General features: G+C 50.6%; 21 protein-coding genes. 7 read left to right on the forward strand and 14 right to left on the reverse strand.

From position 1 onward, the window contains the following. Positions 1-252: 252 nt before the first annotated feature. The 7 genes from AB4124_RS25490 to AB4124_RS25520 form a co-directional block, all read right to left on the reverse strand. Positions 253-1,515 (reverse strand): stalk domain-containing protein, encoded by a 1,263-nt coding sequence (locus AB4124_RS25490; RefSeq protein ID WP_441974579.1) that lies wholly within the window; start codon positions 1,513-1,515, stop codon positions 253-255. A 276-nt stretch (positions 1,516-1,791) separates the two neighbouring features. Beyond that, positions 1,792-2,058, reverse strand: a complete 267-nt coding sequence (locus tag AB4124_RS25495; RefSeq protein WP_379414536.1) for a hypothetical protein — start codon at positions 2,056-2,058, stop codon at positions 1,792-1,794. Positions 2,059-2,121: 63 nt separating this feature from the next. After that, the gene (locus AB4124_RS25500; protein ID WP_372238823.1) at positions 2,122-2,985 is read right to left on the reverse strand and encodes an inositol monophosphatase family protein; all 864 of its coding nucleotides are present in this window, start codon (positions 2,983-2,985) and stop codon (positions 2,122-2,124) included. A 263-nt stretch (positions 2,986-3,248) separates the two neighbouring features. Next, complete coding sequence (gene uvsE / locus AB4124_RS25505) at positions 3,249-4,250, reverse strand: UV DNA damage repair endonuclease UvsE (RefSeq protein WP_441974580.1); 1,002 nt, start codon at positions 4,248-4,250, stop codon at positions 3,249-3,251. Then, complete coding sequence (locus AB4124_RS25510) at positions 4,247-4,564, reverse strand: hypothetical protein (RefSeq protein ID WP_322398503.1); 318 nt, start codon at positions 4,562-4,564, stop codon at positions 4,247-4,249. Before AB4124_RS25510 ends, uvsE begins: the two co-directional genes overlap by 4 nt. A gap of 98 nt (positions 4,565-4,662) precedes the next feature. Beyond that, a complete protein-coding gene (locus AB4124_RS25515; protein WP_213647812.1) occupies positions 4,663-5,757 on the reverse strand; it encodes a D-alanine--D-alanine ligase in 1,095 nt (364 codons plus the stop codon). Between the two features lie 45 nt (positions 5,758-5,802). After that, on the reverse strand, positions 5,803-6,825 hold the full coding sequence (locus AB4124_RS25520) for an amidase domain-containing protein (protein WP_441974581.1): 1,023 nt from the start codon (positions 6,823-6,825) through the stop codon (positions 5,803-5,805). Between the two features lie 314 nt (positions 6,826-7,139). Between AB4124_RS25520 and acnA the strand changes: the two genes are divergently transcribed. Both acnA and AB4124_RS25530 read left to right on the forward strand, forming a co-directional pair. After that, the gene (gene acnA, locus AB4124_RS25525) at positions 7,140-9,857 is read left to right on the forward strand and encodes an aconitate hydratase AcnA (RefSeq protein WP_430111126.1); all 2,718 of its coding nucleotides are present in this window, start codon (positions 7,140-7,142) and stop codon (positions 9,855-9,857) included. Positions 9,858-10,039: 182 nt separating this feature from the next. Continuing rightward, positions 10,040-10,195 carry a hypothetical protein gene (locus tag AB4124_RS25530; protein ID WP_339292386.1) on the forward strand — a complete coding sequence of 52 codons (156 nt, stop codon included), beginning with the start codon at positions 10,040-10,042 and terminating at the stop codon, positions 10,193-10,195. A 299-nt stretch (positions 10,196-10,494) separates the two neighbouring features. Here AB4124_RS25530 and AB4124_RS25535 read toward each other — a convergent pair whose 3' ends face one another. Beyond that, on the reverse strand, positions 10,495-11,235 hold the full coding sequence (locus tag AB4124_RS25535) for an IclR family transcriptional regulator (protein WP_076325898.1): 741 nt from the start codon (positions 11,233-11,235) through the stop codon (positions 10,495-10,497). A gap of 221 nt (positions 11,236-11,456) precedes the next feature. On the opposite strand from AB4124_RS25535, the gene AB4124_RS25540 reads away from it, so the two are divergent. The 5 genes from AB4124_RS25540 (at position 11,457) to AB4124_RS25560 (ending at position 16,281) form a co-directional block, all read left to right on the forward strand. Further along, a complete protein-coding gene (locus tag AB4124_RS25540) occupies positions 11,457-12,449 on the forward strand; it encodes an alpha/beta fold hydrolase (protein WP_441974582.1) in 993 nt (330 codons plus the stop codon). A gap of 133 nt (positions 12,450-12,582) precedes the next feature. Continuing rightward, positions 12,583-13,764 (forward strand): Fe-Mn family superoxide dismutase, encoded by a 1,182-nt coding sequence (locus AB4124_RS25545; RefSeq protein ID WP_441974583.1) that lies wholly within the window; start codon positions 12,583-12,585, stop codon positions 13,762-13,764. Positions 13,765-14,349: 585 nt separating this feature from the next. Next, positions 14,350-14,628: a hypothetical protein gene (locus AB4124_RS25550; protein WP_076325901.1), complete on the forward strand. Its 279-nt coding sequence runs from the start codon at positions 14,350-14,352 to the stop codon at positions 14,626-14,628. Between the two features lie 72 nt (positions 14,629-14,700). Continuing rightward, positions 14,701-15,972: a lipase family protein gene (locus AB4124_RS25555; protein ID WP_441974584.1), complete on the forward strand. Its 1,272-nt coding sequence runs from the start codon at positions 14,701-14,703 to the stop codon at positions 15,970-15,972. Between the two features lie 36 nt (positions 15,973-16,008). Beyond that, on the forward strand, positions 16,009-16,281 hold the full coding sequence (locus AB4124_RS25560) for a hypothetical protein (RefSeq protein WP_441974585.1): 273 nt from the start codon (positions 16,009-16,011) through the stop codon (positions 16,279-16,281). A gap of 106 nt (positions 16,282-16,387) precedes the next feature. Here AB4124_RS25560 and folE read toward each other — a convergent pair whose 3' ends face one another. From folE to AB4124_RS25590, 6 genes are all read right to left on the reverse strand, one after another. After that, entirely contained in the window at positions 16,388-16,981 is a 594-nt protein-coding gene (folE, locus tag AB4124_RS25565; RefSeq protein WP_071220880.1) for a GTP cyclohydrolase I FolE, read from the reverse strand. A gap of 122 nt (positions 16,982-17,103) precedes the next feature. Continuing rightward, positions 17,104-17,340, reverse strand: coding sequence for a YneF family protein (locus AB4124_RS25570; protein ID WP_098741934.1), 237 nt, complete (start codon positions 17,338-17,340; stop codon positions 17,104-17,106). A 134-nt stretch (positions 17,341-17,474) separates the two neighbouring features. Next, entirely contained in the window at positions 17,475-19,328 is a 1,854-nt protein-coding gene (gene queG, locus AB4124_RS25575; RefSeq protein ID WP_441974586.1) for a tRNA epoxyqueuosine(34) reductase QueG, read from the reverse strand. A gap of 43 nt (positions 19,329-19,371) precedes the next feature. Beyond that, positions 19,372-19,974, reverse strand: coding sequence for a signal peptidase I (lepB, locus tag AB4124_RS25580; RefSeq protein WP_339292379.1), 603 nt, complete (start codon positions 19,972-19,974; stop codon positions 19,372-19,374). 205 nt (positions 19,975-20,179) lie between these two features. Beyond that, the gene (locus AB4124_RS25585) at positions 20,180-20,602 is read right to left on the reverse strand and encodes a GNAT family N-acetyltransferase (protein ID WP_430111105.1); all 423 of its coding nucleotides are present in this window, start codon (positions 20,600-20,602) and stop codon (positions 20,180-20,182) included. A 445-nt stretch (positions 20,603-21,047) separates the two neighbouring features. Next, on the reverse strand, positions 21,048-22,136 hold the full coding sequence (locus AB4124_RS25590; RefSeq protein ID WP_379414526.1) for an efflux RND transporter periplasmic adaptor subunit: 1,089 nt from the start codon (positions 22,134-22,136) through the stop codon (positions 21,048-21,050). Positions 22,137-22,144: the final 8 nt, after the last annotated feature.

Here is a 22,144-nt window from a genome sequence, read left to right on the forward strand (position 1 = left end):
GATCTGATGTCAAACCACGCATGAAAGGAAATGATGTCGTATTGTACCATCTGCTTGGAGTTACTCATGTTAGAAATATCACACCGCTGTGCAAAAACATCTCTAATCTATATCCCAAGCATGTTCTCTATCGCGCTGTTAACAAACGGGGGAGATCAAATGGATTTCTCTCATTGGCCATCACCACAATCGGTAATCACAACAAAAAAAGCTGCATCGACTCCTTCCAGCCGGTGCAGCTTGTTTATGGGATTACAAGTTAATGAATGCGGTACGCAATTTGGTGCTGTATTGAACATCAAAACCAAGACCGGATGCAATCACCGCGAGCGGAACGTAAGTTTTATCTTCTTTCCCAACCTTTTGCAGGAAAGCCGGCGTATCGATCGGTACAGCTGTTCCGTTAACTTGAACGGTTTTGGCACCGATCTTCACCACCACCGTCTGATCTCCGAACGTAATCGTTGCACTGGACGTTTTATTTTCCCATGTGGTCGTCGCTCCCACTGCATTTACGATATCCTGTATCGCGACGTAATTCAGGTTATCGCGTAGGATCGGCTTATATGGCGTGTTCAGCTCCTGCCCCTTCACGATGATGCGCATCGGCTGCCCCTGTTCCTGAACAGGGGGATTCTTGTAGCTGCCCCAGATCGTCTCTGCGAACACGCCGGCCATGGTCTCGTATCCATATTGGTTCGGATGAATATCGTCTTTCAGGATATGGGTCATCGTCAGCTCGGAGCCCACGAATTTCTTCGCAACATGGGCTACCTTGATGTTTACGCCCTGAGTTGCAAAACTGTCAGCTACGCCTTCCACCAGCTTCGTGAACTCTCCAGATGCTGCAAGCAATTTGGCGTATGCGACCTCGTCAGCGACTTTGGGCACCGGATTGTACTGATCCGCCACCACGATAGAGGCATCAGGATTGATGGCATGCAAGTTGGTAATGACGGATGAGACATTATCCGTATAGGTCTTGAACAGTTCCTGCATCTTTGCTTTCAGCTCTTCGTCGCTTAATGTTTCCACGGTACTGACCAGACTCATCATGTCATTGCCGCCGATGGTAATGGTAATCAGATCCGCATTGGCGATGATCGGCTTGGCTTTCGCTGCGTCAGCGCCCATCTGCTTGGTGCGCGGATCAATGCCGCTGAGCCCTGGCTGCAGCTCCTCTGCCGTAATCGCGCGTTCATCCAAGACGGCCTTGACGTAATGGTTCAGCCCATCGGTTTTCAAGCCGCCGATCCCCAGATTCGTTACCTCTGTCCGGCCATGGAACAATCCCTGCTCATACAGCCGGTCAACAAAACCGTAAGGCTTGCTGTTCAGATCCATTCCCGGCTCATACCCAACGGTCAGCGAGTCCCCCAGCGCTACAATATGATATGTATCCTTGGCTGTAACCTCATCGGCATAAGCCGGCGCAACGCCCGGTCCAACCAGTGCCACCGCGAGCGTCAAGGTGCCGGTTACTGCCGCCAGCCCCTTCTTCCATTGTTTGAACATGCCTTCACTCCCTTAACGTCAATTATCTTGATACAGCCTTATTTTACCACCAGCAACCTGCGAATGGTACCGAATCAACCAAGACGATAGGGTTTCATGAGAATCCCCCCTATGGACAAGGCTAAACCTCGCGACTCCAATTTTGAGCCATCTTGAGAAGTGTTCCCTTGACTAGTGATCATAAAAAAATGGACAGCTCGCTCTATGCTGTCCATTCCTGATTCGGCCTTTCATGAATAGAGATGTCCCGCTTCATAAACATCTCCTAAAGCGCTATCAAGCTTCTTCACCTGCATCCTCAGGCTTATCTTTCTTAACTGCCTTCTCCATGTACTTGTCATAGCGATCATCCACTTCCTTCGCCATGCTGCGGTATTTCTGCGTCTCTTCCACGATGGGATCGAGCTGCGTCTGAATCCGGATCTCGTATTTCGGAGAGAGAAGCCTGCGCTCCTCCTTCTCCCGATCCTTCTTCTCCATCTCACCATCCGTTAACATCTCGCTGAGCTGGCGCTCCAAATCCTGATCCGACTTCTCATTCATCGTAAGCACACTCCTTTATCAAGCGGTTGTAAATGACCTGCATTCCTCTGTTGTCCCGGGTCGTTAGCGAACCAAAGCTTCGCCCGCGTCTTTTAGTGTATCCAGAAAACGCTGATGAATCAGCCCATTGGTTGCCGCCAAATGACGCACCGACAGATCGTATGACTTTCCTTCCGTATCGGTTACTTTACCGCCGGACTCCTGAACCAATAGTGCGCCTGCGGCAACGTCCCAAGCGCTCAAACCGTGCTCCCAGTATCCGCTAAGCCGGCCGGCAGCCACATAAGCAAGATGAAGCGCAGCGGAGCCGCCGGCTCTTACATTGCGAACCATCGGCAGCAGCGCCTGCAGCTCAGCCATATTCAGCGGCAGGTTGACCGTGCTGTCCAGCGGGAAGCCCGTGGCCAGCAAGCTGTCCGACAATTGATCTTCCTTGGAAACGTAGGTAGGGTTGCCGTGAACGTAGGCTCCTTTTCCTTTTTCCGCAACAAACAACTCGTCCCGGGAAGGATCGTAAATAACGCCGACAATGACTTCACCATGATGAGCCAGTGCAATCGACACGGAGTAAAACGGAAATCCGTGAACATAGTTCGTCGTTCCGTCCACAGGGTCGATAATCCAGAGATACTCTTCGTCCTTGGCGTCCTCGAGCGCCTTCACATAGGCATCGGTGCCCGGGGCAACCCCTTCTTCTCCGAGAATCGCATGATCTGGAAAGTGCGTCAAGATCAGCTTGCGGATCATCTGCTCCGCGCCTTTGTCCACCTCGGTTACGATATCCTGTGCCGAAGACTTGGTGCTCAACTGCTTGACTGTACCGAGTTTGCTCTTAATCCACTCTCCCGCTTTGGCGGCGCAATTAATCGCAACGGCGGTGTAGCTCTTACTGCTGACAACATAAGGAATCTTTTCATTCTCGTTCAAAGCATTCACTCTACTTTCTATATCAATCTAGTGATTTTTGACAATCCCTACATCCTATTCAGTCATTGCTGTAATCGAAAGGGCAGCCACGCGAAAATTCCGCCTATTTCAATAAAAGTCCGTCCTATGCTGTGCACCTGAATGCTTGGCGAGAACGAACTTTTTATCCAATGTCATGTATTAAGGGGAATCTCTGTTTGGATACTTCCAACGTAACCCAAAATCCATCAACTTGCAAGTGTTAACAAGCTCATCTTATCGGGTTAAGGGTTCACTTGTATGGAGGCACCGTCGAGAATCGTTACGCCCTCTGCCGTATAATCTCCCAAATCCTTCATCAGATCAAACAAGGCGCCGTCCTTCATCTTCGCTTCAATCATAACGTCCACCTTCGGCGTAGACCTCGCAATTTTCCGTAAAAACGCCAGCAATGGCACAACGTCCACCCCATCCGCATGGCTTCGGATATCGGTAGGGCTCTTGGGACTGGATACGTGAATCTTGGGCGGCAGCGGGTGCGCCCGGTCCGAATCCGCCTGCGCTAGCGGCGTCTCCCAGGTGCGAAGAATATCCGGCCACAGTTCCCAAGGTGCCTCGCCATCGTTATTGACCCACTGATGATGGATATCCAGCACCATCGGCAACCCCGTTTGTCGGCATACGGCCAGCGTTTCCTGCGCAGTAAAGGTTTTGTCGTCATTTTCAAGGGTCAGCCGTTCCTTAATATTCGGTTCAAGCTCATGAAAGTGTTCCACGAATCGGGTCGAGGCCGAAGGCTTGTCTCCATAAGCGCCGCCGATGTGAATGTTATTTTTCATGGAAGCAGGCAGCTCCATCGCCTGCAGCATATGGACGTGCGACTTCAGATCACGGATCGAGTTGACCAGCACCTCAGGACGCGGCGTACTTAGCACCGTGAAATGATCCGGATGAAAAGATACCCGCATCCCGTGTTTTTTCACAAAATCCCCAATGGCCTGAAAGCCTTCCCGCAAAGCCGGGAACGGATCCCAATCCTGCATATCTTGATGCGTAGCCAGCGGAATCAGCTTGGACGAGAAGCGGTACACCTTGATATCGTGAGCCGCATTATGCTTCAGAAGCCGAAGGGTATTATGTAGATTCTCATTCGCGATCCGCTCCAGTTTGTGTATGCCGGCCTCACGGTCATTCAGCTTCATAAAGCTTTTCATGGTCATCGTCTTGGAAGGAGAAGCATTCTGCACAACCGTGGACATGGCTACATAACCGAAACGAACAATCATGCATGATCTCCAAAAAACATTTCGTGAGCGAGGGCTGTCTGTATGCGTGCTTCCTCTTCGGTCAATTTGCGGATCAGCTGCAGTTCGACCGAAGTGACCTCGCGGCCCTGGAAGTTAATCTCTGATACGCATGCGGTGATCAGAACGATTGCCACCGCCTGGTTATCCGGCGTATAAGCAATCACCTTCTGTCCTGTCGGAAATACCCGAAGCCCATCCTTCAGCATTTTGCCGCGGCCGTATTCCAACAGCTCATAGAGCTCCTGCTCACTCTTAAACTTACAAACGGAATTGAACTCGGTTTGAAATCCCATATTACGTATCTTCCTTTCATCCCAAAATATTAGACTCAAGGGGAGCCGTAATGAATAGCGCGGACTCCCCCTGGTGTTTCATATCCTATTGTGACGGCTTACGCCTGGTTCTCATAAATTAGGGATTGCTTGCGGTTGTACCGCTCAAGACCCAACTCGATCATCCGGTCAAGCAGCTCGCGGTAGGACACGCCCGTTTCCCGCCACAGAAGCGGGTACATGCTGTACGGTGTAAAGCCCGGCATCGTGTTCACTTCATTGATCAGAATCGCGCCGTCCGAACGGCGGACAAAGAAGTCGGCCCGAGTAATGCCGCCGCCTTCAATCGCTTTGAACGCGGTAATGGCAAGATCACGCAGACGATCAGCCGTATCCGGCTCGATCTCGGCCGGGATTTGCATCTGTGACTGTCCATCCGTATATTTGGCCGCATAGTCGTAGTATTCACTGGAAGAGACTATTTCACCCGGAACGGATGCCATCGGCTCATCATTGCCAAGCACGCTGACCTCCACTTCGCGGGCATCGACGAACTCTTCAACAATGATCTTGTCATCGAACCGGAGCGCGGATTCAATCGCCGCCTTAAGCTGCTCCCGGTTCTTTGCCTTGGATATCCCGACGCTTGAGCCTAGGTTAGCCGGCTTGACGAAGCTTGGGAATCCGAGTTTGTCCTCGATATCCTTCAGCACTTCATGCTGGCTCCGCTCCCACTGGGTACGATTGAAATAACAATACTCGCATTGCGGTAATCCTGCTTGGGCGAAGAGTTTCTTCATCACGACTTTATCCATCCCCGCAGCCGACGCAAGCACACCGGTTCCCACATAAGGGATGTCCGCCATTTCGAACAGTCCCTGAATCGTTCCGTCCTCCCCGAATGTCCCGTGAAGAAGCGGGAACATAATATCCACCGCCTGAGTCTCTTGGCCATACAATCTGCTGAACACGGCGTTCAGCGCTGTTTGCGTGCCCTCCCCTTCAGCCAGCTTCAATTCCTCCAACTGGGCAAAAGGAGCCGACAGCTTGCTGCCGATTCTCCAGGTACCCTGCTTGGAAATATAAAACGGAACAATCTCATATTTATCATAATCAAATGCGTTCATGACCGCGAATGCCGTGGATAGCGACACCTCATGCTCGCCGGATTTCCCCCCGTATATTAAACCAACCGTCAATTTATCCTGTCCCATGTTAACCTCTCTCTTGTCCGTATTGCAGCATGACATGCTGTCATCTTAAAAATAATCGGGGATATGGTAAAACCGGTATTCCGTGTTATCGTTCCAAGCGTAGGAATCCCGGTAGTCCCAATAGCGATGGCGGCTGGACACCGTATGTGCATTAACCAGCGGCATGCCGCCTGCGTCAAATGCCGTCACGATGGTGCTGTGCTGAAACGCACCGTCACCGTCCCAGTCGTACACGATGACATCCCCCAGCATCAGCTGCTCGGGACGCTCCACCCGCTCGGCCCGCAGCCCCGAGGTACTGGCGTTCAAATAATGCGCAAAGCTGTTCGATACCGCCCAGCTGTAACTCCACCATTCCCGCTTGTTTACGTACCCCTTGTACCACCATCCCGTTTCTCTTTTACCAGTATAGAGGATTGGGGCTTTGCCTGCAAAGAGGCACTGGGAGATATAATTCGTGCAATCCACGTCAAATTCCTCAAACTCCGGATTCCCGGAATCCCACCAACGATCGGCATAAGCAGCTGCGGCTTCACGCTCATACCGGCCGGACCGCGTGCTGCTGCCGGCGGCGTATACGCGGCCATTCATATAGGGGATGGACGGCTCTCTTCCAGCCCCATCCGCGCCTGCTGCCGGAACATCGGTTCTTTGCAGAGGATGGCGTTCGTCCTGCAGACGTTCAATGCCAACGATCAACCAGGCATCCCCGTCCCGAATCAGCGTCAGCCGCTCCCTAAAAACCGTATCTTCCCGGTGCGTCATGCCTCTTTTTTCATAATAAAATACGCTGTGAAGCCGCACGTCCGCGACCACATCATCATCCGTCTCCCTCATAATGCGCAGGAGGCGGGCACGGGTCTCGCTCTTAAGCGGCGTTGCCTCCCGCTGCGCATACCACGACTGCAGCCGAAACTGCCTTTCTCCTCTCTCTACCAGGAAATTCAGATCCGCTACAATCTGCTCTTTCAGGCCTGAAGAATAGTCCACGCGATTTTGGTTATATTGATTGACGTAAATATATAGAGCTTGCTTCCAAGGCTTCTCTGCTTGCTTCAGACTGTTCATCTACTCTCCTCCTCTAACCTTGCCTTTCACGCTGTTCCCTATCACAACTATATGAAGAAAATCTCCGGGCTATGAACTTCGGTCAAGAGAATACAGAAAGACCGGGATCACAAGCGACTGTATCCGGGTTAAAAACGGGCTTGTTTTCACCTTTTTGAAATACTTTTCTTCTATAAAAAATGCTTTACGCAGCGAGTTGAAAACGGTATACTTAAAGTAGTTAATTTATGAAATTAGGTTTCACCTAGTGAAACCACAGAGGATTTAACTCACACTTTTATTCGATTTATGAAATGACTTAAGGAGGTTCATCAATGCCAGCAAAGGATCAATTCTCCATCTCACGCAACCTCGAGGTGGGTGGTAAAAGTTACCGTTATTTCAGCCTGCAGGCGCTCGAAGAGCAAGGATACGGCAATGTATCCAAGCTTCCTTTCTCCATTCGGGTATTGCTGGAAGCAGCCGTACGTCAGTTCGACGGACGCGCAATTACCGAAGATCACGTAAAACTCTTGTCCAAGTGGAATGAAGGACGCGACAACAACAAGGAAATCCCGTTCATTCCTGCCCGTATCGTGTTGCAGGACTTCACCGGCGTTCCGGTTGTCGTTGACCTTGCAGCTATGCGTGACACCGTTAAGAAATCCGGCGGCGATCCTAAACAGATCAACCCTCTCGTTCCGGTTGACCTCGTTATCGACCACTCCGTCATGGTTGACGCTTTTGGTACCGACCAAGCTCTTGAAACGAATATGAAGCTTGAATTTGAGCGTAACGAAGAGCGTTACCGCTTCCTTCGCTGGGCTCAAACGGCATTCAACAACTTCCGCGCAGTTCCTCCGGGAACGGGTATCGTTCACCAGGTTAACCTGGAATACCTTGCTTCCGTAGCAGCTACGAAGACGGTTGACGGCGAGACGCTTGTCTTCCCTGACTCCCTCGTAGGTACGGACTCCCATACAACCATGATCAACGGCCTTGGCGTTGTGGGCTGGGGCGTAGGCGGTATCGAGGCGGAAGCCGGCATGCTCGGCCAACCGCTGTATTTTGTAACACCTGAAGTTATCGGCTTCAAGCTGACAGGTAGCCTGGCGGAAGGCGCAACAGCGACCGACCTTGCCCTCACGGTAACCGAGCTTCTCCGTAAGAAAGGCGTTGTAGGCAAATTCGTAGAATTCTACGGACCGGGTCTTGCTAACATCAGCCTGGCTGACCGTGCAACGGTAGCCAACATGGCTCCGGAATACGGCGCTACCATCGGATTCTTCCCGGTTGATAGTGAAACCCTGGCTTATCTCCGCAATACGGGTCGCACCGACGAGCAGGTTGAACTCGTGGAGAGCTACTATAAAGCGCAAAACATGTTCCGTACGGCAGATACGCCGGACCCTGAGTTCTCCGATGTAATCGAATTGGACCTCGCTTCGGTTGTACCAAGCTTGGCTGGACCAAAGCGTCCGCAGGACCGTATCGAGCTGACCAACATGAAACAAAACTTTAACGATATCATCCGTACGCCAATCGACAAAGGCGGATACGGCCTCAGCGATGAGAAAATCGCGGAAACCGTTAAAGTCAATCATAAAGACGGCTCTACCAGTGAAATGGGAACGGGTGCGGTTGTTATCGCAGCCATCACCAGCTGTACGAATACGTCAAACCCAAGCGTTATGCTCGGCGCAGGTCTCCTGGCGAAGAAAGCCGTTGAACGCGGCCTGACAAAGCCCGGCTATGTGAAGAGCAGCTTGACTCCAGGTTCCCTTGTCGTAACCGACTACCTCGAGAAGTCCGGTCTCTTGCACTACCTTGAAGCTCTCGGCTTTTATGTTGCAGGCTATGGCTGCGCAACTTGTATCGGTAACTCCGGTCCTTTGCCGGATGAAGTGAGCGAAGCGATTACCGACAACGACATGACGGTAGCCGCCGTATTGTCGGGTAACCGTAACTTCGAAGGCCGCGTGCATGCTCAAGTCAAAGCCAACTACCTGGCTTCGCCGCCGCTGGTTGTGGCTTACGCTCTGGCAGGCACAGTGAACATCGACCTGCAGAACGAGCCGATCGGTTACGATCCGAACAATGAGCCTGTATATCTGAAAGACATCTGGCCAACGAGCGCGGAAATCCGCGAAGCGATCGGTCAAGCCGTTAGCGCTGACGCTTTCCGTGAAAAGTACGAGAATGTGTTCACCGCCAATGAGCGTTGGAACAAGATTCCTGTTCCTGAAGGCGAGCTGTACGAGTGGGACGATCAATCCACTTACATTCAGAACCCGCCATTCTTCGAAAGCCTCGGCAACGGCTTGAACGACATCCAGGACATCAAAGAAGCGCGCGTGCTTGCTCTCTTGGGCGATTCCGTTACAACGGACCATATCTCCCCAGCGGGTAACATTGCAACCAACAGCCCTGCCGGCAAATATCTGAGCGACCGCAACGTTGAACGCAAAGACTTCAACTCCTACGGCTCCCGCCGTGGTAACCACGAAGTCATGATGCGCGGTACCTTCGCTAACATCCGGATCCGTAACCAGGTAGCTCCAGGTACGGAAGGCGGCGTAACGACTTACCTGCCAACGGATGAAGTGATGTCCATCTATGATGCTTCGATGAATTATCAAGCAGGCGGACAGAACCTCGTCGTTATCGCAGGTAAAGAATACGGTACAGGAAGCTCCCGTGACTGGGCGGCAAAAGGTACCTATCTTCTCGGTGTCAAAGCTGTCCTGGCTGAAAGCTTCGAGCGTATTCACCGCTCCAACCTGGTGGGCATGGGCGTTCTTCCGCTCCAGTTCCAAGAAGGTCATGGCTGGAAGAGCCTTGGTCTGAACGGCCGCGAAACATTCGATATCCTGGGCCTCAGCAACGACGTGAAGCCAGGCCAGGAATTGACGGTTATCGCTACGCGCGAAGACGGAACCCAATTCGAGTTCCAAGCTATCGCCCGTCTCGACAGTATGGTGGACGTGGATTACTACCATAATGGAGGTATCCTCCAAACGGTACTGCGTCAAATGATCGCATCGAACCAATAAGGCATTCTTATAGGTGATTTGGCCTTAGTCATAAATCCCCATCATCCGCGCATGGATGATGGGGATTTTGTTATTTTCCGGTACTTCTTTCCTGAATATTGGAAACTCCGTTTCGAATGATGCCATGGAGGTTAATGGGTAAAAAACATTCGCGGAAATCCAGACCTAGGAGGAAGGTACCCATGATCAAAATACATACGATGACATCGCTCCAATATCAATACCAACGGCCACAGCCGGTGGCTGCACCCAAAAGAGAGGAAGCGAAAGATAAACCCCTCACCTTCCAAGAGATCCTCAATCAGAAAATGAAGGAAAAGAATCTGAAGCTGACCTAAGAGACGCTTACCTATTATATCGTTGAGCCGTTACGACAAAAGGACCGTGTCCCCAATCGCCAAGATTGTAGGGAGTGGTCTTTTTGTTGGAATGAGGATTGAAACCCCTTCCCTTATATCCTTTGGCCTTGCCATGTAACGTATCGTTTCGCATATTTCGTCTCGTATCGTATCGTTTCGTTCCCGTTTTCGAACGGTTGACCCTCACATAATAATAACCGGGCGGCTGTAACACATGGAGCCTCCCGGTCATTCAATAACTTATAGTGATGCTGTCCGCACTCCCGCAATAGAATAAATTAAATCATCATTCCCATTTCCCGTGCCGCCTCCATCAGGATTGGCGCATGTTCGCGGAGCGTTTCCGCTGACAGACGGGTGACTGGCCCTGACATCGACAGTGCTGCCGCCACTTGACCATTCCGGTCAAAGATCGGTACAGATACCGCAGCGGCCCCAGGCTCGCGCTCTTCGATGCTGATCGCGTATCCCTTCTCCAGTATTTCGGCCAGCTGCTGCCGGTAAACGATCCTATCAACTGACTCCGGCCAATCCGGCGCATTCAGCAGCTCCTCCTGATCGGCCGGTGGCGCAAAGGCCACCAGAACCTTGCTAGAGGCGCCAACCGACAATGGTAGTCGTACTCCGACCTGGGCGACCCGCCGAATGCCCTGGTTGCTCTGAACCGCTTGAATCCGAAGACGATCCGAACCGTCTCTTAAATACAAACTCACCGTTTCCCCAAGCCGATCCCGCAAGGCTTCCATCGCGGGCAGAAGGCGAATCGCCGGGTCGTCGCTTTGGGACAGATGCATAGACAGCTCCCATATTTTCAAGCCGAGCCGATATTTCTCCGTTTCTTTATTACGAACAACGAATCCTTTGTCTTCCAGCGTTGTTAACAGCCGATGTACAGTACTTTTATGTAATCCGATAAGGGAAGAAATCTCCGTGAGGGCAAGTTCACTTTCTTTCGTAAAACACATCAATATATCAAGTGCCCGCTCTACAGCACGCACCGTTAATTTACGATCTTCCATCCCGACCAGCTCCTCTCCTGTTTCATTCTATGAAACCTGGTTACAAGAATTATATGAGAATTCTTCTCAAAAGTAAACCATCGAGACAGGGACTTTACAGTTGTCTTACAATCTATGGATTTGCATTGACTTTATAGGCATCCGGGCATACGATTATTATAATTTCAACTCTTTCATGTTAACGAAACATATCCAGACTATATGGTAAGGAGGGGCCACTTATGAGCACAACGACTGGTAGTAATGCCCCACTCTCCCAATTAAATGACACGCCAGCCGAGCTGTCGACGGGCTTAGTTCGTTTAAAGCATATTATATTAGCGTTGTTATTATCTGTCGTTTTTTTCCTTGTTTTCTGTTTTATTGCGCTTCATGCTTATATTGCTTGGGTTTTGTCGAATCCAACGGTTGCTCCACTCTATTCTAACCCCAAGCTTGCTAAAGATATGAATTACGAGAATGTCACATTCCACTCCATTGACGGTAAACGAAATATAAATGGCTGGTATATACCGGCCGAGAATTCTTCTAAAACCATCGTGCTCAGCCATGGTTATGGCGCCAATCGGGAGGAAACCTGGGTACCGATGTACGATCTCGCCCATTATGCGCATAATATGAATTTTAATGTGCTTATGTTTGATTACGGTTTTGCCTCCCAGACCAGCAAGGAAGTGGCGACCGGAGGCAAGGAAGAGAAACGCCAGCTTCTTGGAGCCATTGAACATGTGAAGCAGCGCGGCGCGAAGCAAATTGTCGTCTGGGGCTTCTCCATGGGGGCCGGAACCGCACTACAGGCAGGGCTTGAGACCAAGGATGTGGATGCCATGATTCTGGACAGCGCCTTTTTATTAGAGCCGGACACGCTTTACCATAATATTCACAACCAGATCAATCTCCCTCGTCATCCGTCCCTGGAGATTCTGGAGCTGCTCTTCCCGGTGCTTAACGGCACAAGCCTGGATCAGATCCCTTACAATGAGGTGAAGAAGCACGATTATCCGTTCCCGACCTTGTTCATCCACGGAACGAACGACGATAAGGCACCTTACCCGATCGCCGAGAAGATTGCTTCCAATCAGACCCATACGGATTCGGATTCCTGGATTGTAGAGGATGCGCATCATGAGCTTATCTTCCGCGAGCACCCTAAAGAATATCTGCGCAGAGTATCCACCTTTCTAGGAAAACTGGAAACTCCGGATGAATCCTGATGCTTTATTGATCATACGCTCCATCTCCCCCCGCTGCTTTGATGCAGCGGGGGATTTTTAATTTCCTCCTCATAATACAGGCCGCTAACTGAATATAGTGTGTTTAGTGAACCTGATACTGGAGGGAACGGACATGTTATTAATTTACGGAGCGAAGCTCCCGATACGATTACTCGAAGAGATTCGCTATTGGAAACATCAGGAAAGGAAGCATACCGGGCTCATCAAAGCTATTGTTCCGAATCTGGAGCCGGTCTATGTCAAGATGCTGGATCAATGGGCCGTGGTGTTCGCTGACACGGAAAAGGCGGCAGACGAACTTCTGCGCCACATTCTTCGTTATGACGGACCTCCTTCACCTCAAGTGCTGGCCCAGGTCGAGCAGCTGTTGCGTGCTTCCTGCGAGCAATCCAGAGAGTTCATCCGCCAGCTCCACGGATTGAAGGAGAATAGTGAGGCTGTTCAGAAAGTTCCGCTCGCCGCCACGGTTCTGCACCATGTGATTCGGGAGTCCGAATACTTCCTGAACACGCTGGAGACGCTCAACTCCGCCGGAGCGCTGGAAAGATTCATGGATGTGGATATGCCGATGCAGTCGATGACGCTACACGAGGCCACGTCTCCTCCGCCGTCTCCTCCCGAGGCCGAGCTATCCATTCAAGGCATGGGAGACAGCGGCGGCGGCAAGGCTGTTCCGATTGGCGGGCACCGCCTTCCTCCACTGCCTTACGCTTATAATGCGCTGGAGCCTCATATTGACGAGAAAACCATGCGGATTCATCACGACATCCATCACCAAAGTTATGTCGACGGTCTGAACAAGGCGGAGAAGAAATTGGAGGAGGCCCGAAAAAGCGGTGATTTCGAGCTGGTGAAGCATTGGGAACGCGAGCTGGCTTTTCATGGTGCCGGCCACTATCTGCACACGATCTTCTGGAACATTATGAACCCGCGGGGCGGTGGCGAGCCTGGCGGGGAGCTAGCCCAACAGATCAAGAAGGATTTTGGAAGTTTCGACCGCTTTAAAAAGCACTTTAGCGAAGCTGCAGACAAAGTGGAAGGCGGCGGCTGGGCAATCCTCGTCTGGAGTCCGCGCAGCCATCGACTTGAAATTTTGCAGGCCGAGAAACATCAGAATCTCTCCCAATGGGATGTCGTCCCTCTCCTCGCTCTGGATGTATGGGAGCATTCCTATTACCTTAAACATCAAAATAAACGCAAGGATTACATCAACGATTGGTGGAACGTGGTCTACTGGCCGGAGGTTGCGGAGCGCTTCAAGCATGCCAGCATGCTGAAATGGAAGCCTTTTTAATTCAAGACCTAGCTGGGCTGCTTCACATTGGTTAATATTGGGTATGATGTCTATAGCCCTCCTTACTTCATTATGGAGTTTAAGGAGGGCTTATCATTATTCAAGGGGGTGACTCTCTGTACACTGGAGCACATTGGATAAAGGGATCGGGAGCCGATGAAATTGATGTTGAAGGATATGTCATAGGGCATCCCGATCAGACTTTCAATATATCCGTGAACCACAAGACTCTTGAAACCGGGCACTTGGTCATGAGTCCAGAATTAGAAAAAGAAATTCAAGCTAAGGAATAACCCGATCCTATTGTTAGGTCTTTTTTACCACATATCTGGTTATTTATTCGGTTGAACGCTACCATATGCTGGATTATGATATGACAGTGAGCTTGATATGCAGCTTCTACATTGCCTAGGCAAAAGGAATAGAATCTTATGCGATCCATGCTAAGACTACAAGATACAGTTTGCCTGTAAGAGCAGAACATCACCACTGAAGGGATGGGTCAGTGTGAACAGTAGGTTCAGATCACGTGTTTTCATTTTCGCTTTTGTGCTTATCATTTTAATTGTTGGAGGATGTCAGCCCGTGAACAATAACCAAGCCACAACAGACGACAGCTCGGACGAAGTCATAACGAAGGCTAAAACCACAGCCGTTCAGCATTTTAAAGAGAAATACAACTTGGATGTAGAGATTACCAAAGAAGAGATGATGCCTTCGATCGTAGCGGACAAGGTCAACCTCGAAGGGTTTGTCGTAGATCATCCTGAACAAACCTTTAAAATATCCGTTGATTTCAACACAGGCGAGACATCCAACTTCGTGATGAACCCGGAGCTCAGAAAAGCGATTAAGGGCGAGTGATGGGTTGCGGCTGCCTTTTGGCTGTAACTACATGTTCTGATCCTGCTGAGTCATGTTAAGGAGGGAGTATATTTGAGTTCACCGCAAGTGGATGACGAGACATACCGATTGATGTCAGAAGCGGCTTATCTTGATCTGAAAAAAGAAGATACCGTTGAGGACTTGCCTGGATGGGAGGTCCTTGAGGACTATAAAAGCAACAGCATATCAGGTTTTGATGCGGTAACTTTCTACAACAAGGAAACGAACCAGGCCGTTATCGCATACCGGGGCACAGAGGCAGGCAAAGATTTATCCCATGCTCTCCCCGATTATTTGGCTGATGCGGATATTGGCATTGAAGAGATCAAAAGAAAAATCCCGGAATTTCGACCACCTTGGGCGGACCATGTGGACAAAGTCAAAGAAGTCACGGGGATTAACGATGTCACGGATTGGTTCGGTGAACAATCTAGACAGATCGATAAAAAAACGGATATATGGGGAACCAACCAATTGTATCAAGCCGAGGATTATGCGCTCGAAATGAAGGAGAAATACAAGGACGTTGATTTCACCCTTACGGGTCACTCCTTGGGGGGAGCCAATGCGCAATATGCTGCCGCCTATACGGGCATGTCGGCTGTCACCTTCAGTGCTCCGTCGGTCATCGGAAGCCTCTCCCCTGAAGCCAGAAGAAAGGCAGAGAACGGGGAATTCGACTCTCAAATCACTAATTTCGCCCATCCTGGCGACATTATTGCCAGCGGTGCGCTCGGCGGCTTCGATGGCCACGTCGGTTCAACCTATTACATAGACTCCAGTTATAAAGACGCCAATGACGGGCTTAGTATAAAAGAAAAAATTGATAATACACTGGGCGGCCCCAATTATCATCAGCTTGACCGCTATCGATTCGAGGATGGCTACATCTCAAATCCTCTGTACGACGGCGCTACCGGCAAAGCCGTTGATTCGCCCAGAATCCCTGCCCATAGCGATCTCTTGTTTGGCCTTGGCGGGCCGCTGAGCAATCTGGGCTTAGGGTTGGGCGGCTCGCTGGCAGCCATAGCCGGCTCCGCAGGAGGCTCAGCTGGAACCATTCAGGTGACCCCTGCCGAGCTGCGAAGCGTAGCCGAGAAATGGAGAGCACACGCCCATCAAAGTGATGCCGAACTACAGGGAATCCGGCAGCGCCTCTCCAAATACATGTTCTCCAGCCACAGCAGGCGTCTACAGCCGATTGTCCAGCAGCTGGATACATCCATCATGTCGATGAGTCAATGGCATCTGCAGCATACCACCGACATCGTTCAATATATTAAATTCAAAGCGGATTTATTTGAACGGACCGACAACAGCTGATAACCATCGATACGAAAACTACCGGGAGGGATGGAGATGAGTCGAGAGATTCTGCTGGAGCTTGATGATTTGCTTCAAGCCGAACGCGAGCTGTCAGGACTGCTGGCAGCCATTCGAGCCGACGAACAGGAGGCAAGGGTCATGTACGCCCGTCTGCAGGATTGGAAGGGACAATCCGCCAATGTGCTGCGCGACCAGATTGGAACCTTCTTTATGGAGATGTCCCGCCGCATCCGGGATATCGAAGAGCAAAAACATGCACTCATCCAGTATGTGCAATATATGAAACAAGTGGATGGCGCTTCTTGAGGAACCCTTGCCCAACATCGATTATCATGAGTTCACATTCATTATTAAACACAAAAAAAGGCTTCGCCTCCGTGGGCGAAGCCTTTTTCATTTGTCTGGATCATGATTAGTCTTTAATCAAAGACAGAAATTCCGAACGCTGTGCAGAATCACTCTGGAAGGTACCGCGTACAGCTGACGTGACCGTCTTGCTGCCCGGCTTCTTCACACCGCGCGCGCACATGCACAGATGCTCGCCTTCCACTACCACCATCACGCCGTTTGGCTGCAGCGCCTCCACCATAATATCCGCGATTTGCGAGGTAATGCGCTCCTGCACCTGAAGACGGCGGGTAACCGCCTCTACCAGACGTGCCAGCTTGCTCAAGCCGGCGATTTTGCCGCTAGGGACATAACCGATATGGACTTTACCAAAGAACGGCGCCATATGGTGCTCGCACTGGCTGTAATATACGATATCCTTCACGATAACCAATTCCTCATGATTCTCGTCAAAGGTAACCCCGAGAACATCCTTGGGATCCACTTCGTATCCGGCAAAGATCTCCTCATACATCCGCGTCACACGGGCCGGTGTCTCAAGGAGTCCCTCACGCTGGGGATCTTCACCGATCAGTTTCAATATTTGCTCTACATGATACTCGATCTGCTCTCGGTTATCGCCGACTTTATTGTTTACATAATCCTTTACACCTGCCACAGTACATCCCCCTTTTTCGTTCCATATAAAAAGCAAACGGTTAACTTATAGCCGCTGTTAGCGGCCTTTTAAATAGAAATGCCCCTCCGTCATCCATTCAGACGGGAGTGGGCTTTCTTGCATTATGATTTGCGTTTACGGCCTTGCCCTTTACCCGGCACAGGCTGATTTTTCATCATTTGCTGTGCACGCTGCATCTGCTTGCTGTTCATGTTATACCCCATTTGTTTTGCCATCTTCTGCAGCATTTGTGGATCGTTCTGCATCTTTTCCAATTGCTTTCGCAAATAGAATACGCCGATGAAAAATCCGCCGACCAGACCCACGATCAATGTAATAATCGGAATGACAATATCCATCACTTGACCACCTTCTACTAATATCTGCCATTTAATGGCGCATACACGAACCTATCATAGCATGTCCTTTTCATCACAGCAAATGAAAATAACAGATACATGGCAGCACAGGCCTGATGATACGCCTTGGTCAACTACGACCCTTTCCGGTCCGGCATGGCTCCTTCTATCGTTAACAAGGTGCGCTTGATTTCCGGACCGCCGGCATAGCCGATCAAGGCTCCATCGGCTCCTACCACCCGGTGGCACGGCACGATGATCGGAACGGGGTTCTTGTTGTTCGCCCCACCTACGGCACGAACTGCTTTAGGACGCCCGATGGATTCGGCTACATCCTTATAGGAACAAACCGTTCCATAAGGAATGGACTTCAGCGCTTCCCATACCTGCAATTGGAATGAGGTGCCGCGCATGTCCAGCTGTACGTCGAACGCCTTTAGCTCCCCTGCAAAATACTGCTTCAACTGCGTGATCGCAGGAGCTAATCTTGCCTCGTCACGCTGATAGCCGCCGTTACCGGCCCAGGTCCGTGACCACTGCTGGATGACCGCTTCTTTCACATAGAAGCTGCCAAATTCAATAAGACATAATCCCTTCTCCGTTGCGCAGACCGTCAGCGGTCCAATCGGAGATTGAAGTTCATCGTAATACAGCATTTCCGGTCCTCCCTCAGGGACGGCCATCGGCTCGACTCCCTGAATAACAGGACTTTCCTGTCCCGGCTTGTCCCCATTAGAGGAACCTGCAACAGGAGTGCTAGCGGAGGAAGCATCAGCCGCAGCCGCAGCCGCAGCTACGGCAGACGCTTCTTTCTCACTTGGTTCATTCAGTTTATTCAAGGCTTGCTGCAGCATATCTCGTACTTGGGAGTCCCCTTCTGATTTCATGCTTTTCTCTAAGTTGTTCAACGCTTCTTCGCCTCCAATACGGCCCAGAGCCCATGCAGCGGTTCCCCGCAGCTCCGGGCGCGGGTCTTTCAGCAGTACTTCGCTCAGCTTCGGTACGGCTGAAATATCTTTAAAGTTGCCAAGCGCGATGACAGCATTGCGCTGAATCGGCTTTCGGCCGCGCCATGCAGCCGACGTATCTCCGAATGCCTCCTTGAATTCCCGGTTACTCATATCCAGGATGGGCAGGAGCAGAGGCTTGGCTTTTTCAGGATCGGGCTTGAAGTCCTCTTGATGAGTCCAGTTCTTGCCCCGGTTCTTCGGACAAACAATTTGACAGGTATCGCATCCATACAGCCGGTTGCCGATCTTGCGCATGGCCTCTTCGTCCAGAAACCCTTTGGTCTGGGTCAGAAAAGAAACGCAGCGCTGAGCATTCAGCTGCCCGGGACCGACAAGGGCCCCGGTTGGGCAAGCATCGATACATTTGGTGCACTCCCCGCAATCCTCAGTTACCGGCGTATCCGGAGGAAACGGGATGTTCGTTACCATTTCGCCAAGGAATATCCAGGAACCGAATTTCGGGGAGATGATGGAGCAGTTCTTGGCGCTAAAGCCAATCCCGGCTCGCTGCGAAACCGCCCGGTCGACAAGCGCGCCGGTGTCCACCATGCTTTCAAGCTTCGCATCCGGCACGCGTTCTTTAATGTATTCCTCGAGACGGCTCATGGCCTCCCGGAGCACCTGATGATAATCCCTTCCCCAAGCTGATCGCGCCATAATCCCCCTGTATTTACCTGGCTCCGATTTGGGCGGGTTCTCCATCTTGGAGTGGTAGGTTATGGCGATGGCGATCAGGGACTTCGGCTCCGTGCCAGGGAGTGTGGGAGTAACCCGCTTATCCAGATCCGACTCCTCAAAGCCGGACTCATATCCCATATCCCGATGGTTTTGCAAAATTCCCTTTAGGGATTGGAACGGCTCCGCCGAAGCGAAGCCGATATCATCAATCCCAAGCTCCGGCGCAGCGGCCTTGAGCTCCTGCTTGAGCTCCTCCCATACCGAAGGCGGAGGAGCGTACGAGCCGAGTGTGTAGGTCATTCTCCAGCGCCTCCTTTTCTGGGATGATGTTCTGTCTTTCAGGCTACAGCTTTTTGATCTCGGACAACGGCCAGAAAATAAATTCGGCTCTGCCTACGATGTCGCTTTCCTTCACGCTGCCGAACATGCGGCTGTCCTTACTCTTTCCGAGATGGCGGTTATCTCCCATAACGAAGTATCTACCCTCTTCCAGTACTATAGGCTCAAAGCCAGGATCCTCGATCGGGACATCGGTATATCCTTCCTGCTTTGCAACCCCGTTTACGTACAGCTTCTGGTCCTTTACCTCAATGGTATCTCCAGGTACGCCCACGACACGTTTTACCAGAAACTCCTTCTTATCCGGGCCATCACTCGGGTCCTTAAGTACAATAACATCGCCATGGCTCGGTGCTGAAAAGCGATATACCACTTTATTAATAAATAGCCGCTCCGATGCTACCAGTGTCGGCTGCATAGATTCACCTTTAACCATAGACAGGTTGAACACAAACATATTTAGAAGCACCATAATAACAAATGCAATCGCAATCGTCTTTACCCAATCCCAAAGCTCGGCAGCCCAGCCGTTCTTCTTGCCAGGTTGATTCTGAGGTTCGTTGTTCACGCCATGCTCAGTTGAATCCGGAGAAATCACTTGTCCCATGCTACACCTACTTTACTTCGATTTCACCTCCGGAAAACGAAGGCGGCACCTTCAAAAAAAGGTACATTAATAGAAAAGCATATCTCCCACCCATTTGCAACGGCTGAAAGATATGCTTCATATCGAAAAAATGTCGTTTCTTATCTCTGTCGAAGCTTAAAGCCGCCGTTTGCGTCGCTCGTATGTACCGCTTTTGTCATTACGACTATTGACCAAGGATACTGAGCTTCTGGAACGACCGCAGGATTTGGCTGGCACCGTATCCCATGGCTTCATAAAATGGCATGGCTGCGGTGTTGTGCTCGTCTCCGGCTACCATAATCCGACTGACTTTCCGTGATTGAAAACGCTGTTCCATTGCCGAAATCAAAGATTTGCCAATCCCTTTTCTACGATAGTCGGGATGAATGGCAATGCGGTAATAACAACCATGATTGCGTTCGATCGTACCGATTAAGGCACCAACGATTTCACCGTTTTCTTCAGCTACCATAATCAGATCGGAATCCCAAGCTAGCTGCCTGGAGAAGGGCTCCATCGTGTTTTCGTAGCATTCTTCCGATAAAGCAATCTGAAGTAGCTCGGTTACGGGGTTACAGTCACTCAACTGAAAGGAACGAACATGCATTTCAAAATCTCCCTTTTCGTTAGCATGATGCGGTTTACCCGGTTTACAAAAATCTAGTATTCCGTTTACGCAAACCTGACATTTATATTACTACAAAAAACCCGAAAATCCTCTTTCCTTGTCCATTAAACCACATCTTTCTCGTAAATTCACGAGTTTTCTTCTGAAAGCGCTTTATAGGAAGCGTTTTCATCATTTTAGCTGGATAAAATTCCATTTTTTTGTTGAATGCTAGGTTTGTTTCCTGCTGCTAAACCATTATCTCACTGTTAAAATAGACCCATTAATTTCCAACGGTTTTCTTTCTTATTTGAGATTTATACTTCGATAAAATAACCAACGTTCTCTAGTTCCACCGAGGATAAAGACATGTAGTAAAAAACAACAGCGTCCTCTCGGCTATGTGCCTCTGAGGAACGCTGTGTTTTTTGATCATGATATTTACTTACTGGAGAACGACGGTGTCGCCCACTTTCAGCCCTGACAAAACCTCGACTTTATCCAGCGTCTGCAAGCCGGTCTCGATATCCTGCCGTTCAATCTGGCCGCCTCCCTTGTCCACCATGACATAGGAGGCGCCTCCGTCCGTCATAACGGCAAGTTTAGGAACTACAACCGCCTTATCCTTCCGTTTGGTTACAATGTCTCCGTTCAGCGTCAGGCCGCCGATTAAACGATCTTCCTTCGGCAGCGAGATGATCACCTTAAACTGTGGTGTCTGGGAAGTTTGTTTCTCCTGGGCCGTCGTCTCGGCGAATTTAGCTACTTCCAGCACCTTTCCCTTCAGCTTTAGATCTTTGATGGACGGCATCTTAACCTCAACCGCCATGTCCGGCTTAATGCTGAATATATCGTTTTCCCCGACAAATGCCACTAATCGAAGAGAATCCAGGTCGACGATTTTGCCGATATACTGGTTCGCCGTCACCGATTGCGGCCGCTGCTGTGTCGGGTCGAACAGAAACAGGCCTGCTGCTGGTGATAAGTATGTAGCTTTCTTCAGCCTGTCATTCAAGTCGGCCATCGTCTGGCGCTCAATATCGTTAGTAACCTCGTCCAGTTGACTGCTCAGCCGAGCATTTTCCTGATCTGCCAGCACTTTAAGGCGTTCGGCCTCCGTTGCTAAAGTCGGGGCGCTATCGAGGTCCTGATTTAACGTAAACTCCTTCAGTTCCTTCTCCAGCTTCCGCTTCTGCAGCTCGGCTTCCTTCTGCTGAAGCTGCTGGCGAATGGCCGTTTGCTCTAATTTAAAAAGCGCATCGCCTTTCTTGATCTGCTGACCGTTCTCAACGTTCCAGGACTCCACTTTCGCTTCAAAAGGTGCGTACACATTGGTCTCCCGCCCGTATTCGGATGTTCCCTTGACCTGCACGGTCGAGACGATGGTTTCCTCCGTTACGGGAAATGTGATGACCTGCGGCTCTTCCATCATGGGAATCTCGGGTTCTTTCGGTTTGACCTGTCCGTATCCCCAATATCCCACCAAGCCCAGCACGGCAACGATAACCGTCCATTTTATGATTTTTTTTATCATACCGATTT

This window comes from Paenibacillus sp. 2KB_20, assembly GCF_052115765.1.
In the GTDB taxonomy this organism is placed as follows: Bacteria; Bacillota; Bacilli; order Paenibacillales; family Paenibacillaceae; genus Paenibacillus_AQ.